The following is a 3,411-nucleotide window of genomic DNA, read 5'->3' on the forward strand; positions in this document are numbered from 1 at the left end:
CTGGCGGGACGGCGCGGAGCCGGCAAGATCCCCGTCGAGGGGGCCCCCGTTGTGTTCTTTCCCTTGCCGGCGGCCTGTGGTATCGTTTCGCCTATGGCGGAGGGGCACTTCATACTCCACGAACGGGAGCACCGCGGCTTCCAGGAGATCCTGAAGAAGCTCCTCGCGGACTCCTACGCCAAGGTGGTTTTTCTGATCGACAAGAACGGGTCCCTCCTCGCCTCCGCCGGGGAGACCGAATCCTTCGACACCACCTCGATCGCCTCGCTCGCCGCGGGGAACATCGCCGCCACCGGGGGACTCGCCTCGCTGATCGGGGAGAAGGAGTTCTCGATCCTCTTCCACGAGGGGGAGCGGGACAACATGCACCTGTCCGTGATCGAAAACCGCCTCATCCTGGTGGTGATCTTCGACAGGCGCTCCTCCGTGGGGCTGGTCCGGCTCCGTGTGAGAAGGGCGGGGGAGGAGATGGGGAAGGTCCTCCGGGCCATGGAGGAGCGGGCGGCGGAACATGAGGAGGAAGGGGTGATCGAGGAGCTGACCGAGGAAGACATCGAGAGCCTGTTCAAATAACCCATGTCCTTCATCAACTACTCCTCCCGCGAGATCAACTGCAAGATCGTGTACTACGGTCCCGGCCTCTGCGGGAAGACGACGAACCTCCGGTACATCTACAAGCGGATGAACCCGGACGCCCGGGGGAAGATGATCTCGCTGGCCACGGAGACCGAGAGGACGCTGTTCTTCGACTTCCTCCCGCTGTCGATGGGGGAGATCCGGGGGTTCAAGACCCGGTTCCACCTCTACACCGTTCCGGGGCAGGTCTTCTACGACGCGAGCCGCCGCCTGATCCTCCGGGGGGTGGACGGGGTGGTCTTCTGCGCCGACTCCCAGCTGACCCGGATGGACGCGAACCTCGAGTCGCTCGAGAACCTGCGGACCAACCTGCAGGAGCAGGGGTACGACCCGGACCGGATTCCCCTGGTCCTGCAGTACAACAAGCGCGACCTGAACGGGGTCGCCTCCGTCGCCGAGCTCCACGCGCTCCTGAATTACCGGAACGTGCCGGAGTTCGAGGCGGTGGCGACGACAGGGGTGGGCGTCTTCGAGACGCTCAAGGCGGTCATCAAGCGCGTCCTGATCGATCTCAAGAAGGGCGGCCGGTAGGCCGCTTCCCGGGTCGCTCACCCGTGAATCGATCCATCCGGCACGGAGTTCCCTTTGGCGGAAACCGAACTCATCGTGACGATCGCCTCCCCGCGCGAGATGGAGGGGACCGATCTCTCCTCCTTCGACGCGGTCTGCCTCGGGAACCCGTATTGCCGCCGTGTCGAGGGGAACTATGCCGGGGCGGCGGACCCGCTCCGGGAGGCGGTGCGCTCCCTGCACGCCGCCGGGAAGAAGGCCTACGTGGCCACCCCGGCGGCTCCCCGGGGCCATGACCTGCCCCGGGTTTCGGAACTGATCGAGGCGGCCGCCTCCGCCGGGGCCGACGCGCTCGAGGTCCACAACATGGGGGTGCTCCGGATGCTCCGGGAGCGGGGGAATCCGCTTCCCGCCCACATGGGGGCCTTTGCGAACGTCTACACCCACCTCTCCGCCGCGGTGATGCGGGAGTACGGGGCGGTCCGGGTCCGCCCCAACGCGGAGGTGAGCCTGGAGGAGTCGAAGATCCTCGCCTCGGAGGGAGGGGTCGAGGTGGAGATCCTGCTCCACGGGAAGATCCCCCTCGGGGTGACCGAGCGGTGCTTCCTGCTAGACTCCCCGGAGGAGGAGGATCCGAAATGCCCCTCCGCCTGCCGGGAGGAGCACTGGCTGACCGCGCGAAGGCCGGCCGGGAAGCAGGATCCCTCCCGGGAGGGGGCGTGGGTGCTGAAAAACGTCGGGAAGGGGGTGCTGAGCGGGAAGGACATGTGCATGCTCGAGCATCTTCCCCTCCTCCTGTCGGAAGGGTTCCGGGTGTTCAAGGTCGAGGGGCTCTACGAGACCGCGGCCTGGCGGTCGGAGGTCGGGTCGGTCTACCGGGAGGCGATCGGCGAGGCCGGAGGGGGGGAGCCCTTCACGGTGCGGCCGGAGTGGGCGAAGGTCCTCCGGCGAAATACCCGCTACGGCTTCTGCAACGGATACTGGTTCGGAAAAAGCGGGCGGATCTATGTCGGGACCGTTTTACAGGACGGCAACTCCCGGGTATAATACTACATTCAGTCGGACCGGCATCTTCGAGGAGGACATGCGGATATGGCGGAGCTTCTGGCATCCGGCGGAACGCTCGACATGGTCCGGGCGGTCCTGGACAACGGGGCGGACGCGGTGTACGTGGGCGCGCTGGGGTGGAGCCGGCGGCGGGCGCAGTACGAGATGGACGACGCCCAGCTGCTGGAGGCCTCCCGGTACGCCCGGTCGGTCGGGAAGATCCTGCGGGTCGCCTTCAACACCCTCCCGGCTTCGCGCGAGATCCCCCTGCTGCTCGGGAAGGCGGAAACCCTCGTTCGGGGGGGGGTGCGCGACTTCATCCTCACCGACGTGGGCGCGATGCGGGCGATCCGGGAGCGCTTCCCGGAGGTCCTGATCCACGCGAGCGTGGGGTGCACCATCGTGAACGCCGAGGACGCCCGCTTCTACAAGGAGGCCGGGGCGACCCAGGTCGTGACCGAGTGCCGGGTCGACCGGGAAGAGATGAAGCGGATCCGGGAGGAGGTGGGGGTCGGAGTGGAGGTCCTGGTCCACGCCACGACCTGCTACACCTACCTCGGCCGGTGCACGATGAGCTCCTACACCCGCCAGGAGTGGCGGGTCGACGACGCGGGCAAGAACCACTTCCTGGGAAGCCCCAACCGCGGCGGCCTCTGCTACCGGGTCTGCCTCACCGAGTGGGACCAGGCCGGCGCGGGGGGAGAGACGGAGGAGAGCGGGATCGTCCTTCCGAACCAGGCCTATTTCCTGGTCGAGGATATCCCGGCGCTGCTCGACCTGGGGGTGGACACGATCAAGATCCAGGGGCGGGAATACTCGGTCGACCTGGTGGGGGAGATGGTCCGCTTCTACCGGGGGCTGATCGATGCCTACACGGCCGGCCGCGCCTCCTTCCGGATGGAGGAGTGGAGGGAGCGGATGGCCGGGATCGTCGCGCTTCGCGACGCAGAGCGGCGGGAGAAGACCGCCTCCCTGATCTCCGAATCGGCGATCCCCGCGTAACCCCCGAGCCCCCGGGCCATTCCGGGGACGAGCCGCGCCCCATCGAGAGGGGGCCCGGTACGGGCTTCGCCGCCTCCTGGAACAAATGCGCTGTTGACCGGGGACCCTTGCTCGCGGGAGAGATCGCCTCGGCTACGCTCGCGATCTTCGCCCGCTCGCTGCCGTTCCGCTCGCCGGACGGGGCACCTCGCTCCACAGGCCGCCTCGTCGACCCCC

At 67.6% G+C, this 3,411-nt stretch carries 4 protein-coding genes; all 4 read left to right on the forward strand.

The features are described from left to right. Positions 1-93 precede the first annotated feature (93 nt). The 4 genes from A2X88_09615 to A2X88_09630 are packed head-to-tail and all read left to right on the forward strand — an operon-like array spanning position 94 to position 3,195. Positions 94-573, forward strand: coding sequence for a dynein regulation protein LC7 (locus A2X88_09615; GenBank protein ID OGP33095.1), 480 nt, complete (start codon positions 94-96; stop codon positions 571-573). Positions 574-576: 3 nt separating this feature from the next. After that, positions 577-1,167, forward strand: coding sequence for a gliding-motility protein MglA (locus tag A2X88_09620; protein OGP33096.1), 591 nt, complete (start codon positions 577-579; stop codon positions 1,165-1,167). A gap of 54 nt (positions 1,168-1,221) precedes the next feature. Then, positions 1,222-2,193: a hypothetical protein gene (locus A2X88_09625; GenBank protein OGP33097.1), complete on the forward strand. Its 972-nt coding sequence runs from the start codon at positions 1,222-1,224 to the stop codon at positions 2,191-2,193. Positions 2,194-2,238: 45 nt separating this feature from the next. After that, positions 2,239-3,195 (forward strand): hypothetical protein, encoded by a 957-nt coding sequence (locus A2X88_09630; protein ID OGP33098.1) that lies wholly within the window; start codon positions 2,239-2,241, stop codon positions 3,193-3,195. Positions 3,196-3,411 lie beyond the last annotated feature (216 nt).

The sequence above is a fragment of the Deltaproteobacteria bacterium GWC2_65_14 genome (assembly GCA_001797615.1).
Lineage (GTDB): Bacteria > Desulfobacterota > Deferrimicrobia > Deferrimicrobiales > Deferrimicrobiaceae > GWC2-65-14.

Coding starts and splice junctions, on each gene's coding strand:
- A2X88_09615 (OGP33095.1), top strand. CDS start 94: ATGGCGGAGGGGCACTTCATACTCCACGAACGGGAGCACCGCGGCTTC.
- A2X88_09620 (OGP33096.1), top strand. CDS start 577: ATGTCCTTCATCAACTACTCCTCCCGCGAGATCAACTGCAAGATCGTG.
- A2X88_09630 (OGP33098.1), top strand. CDS start 2,239: ATGGCGGAGCTTCTGGCATCCGGCGGAACGCTCGACATGGTCCGGGCG.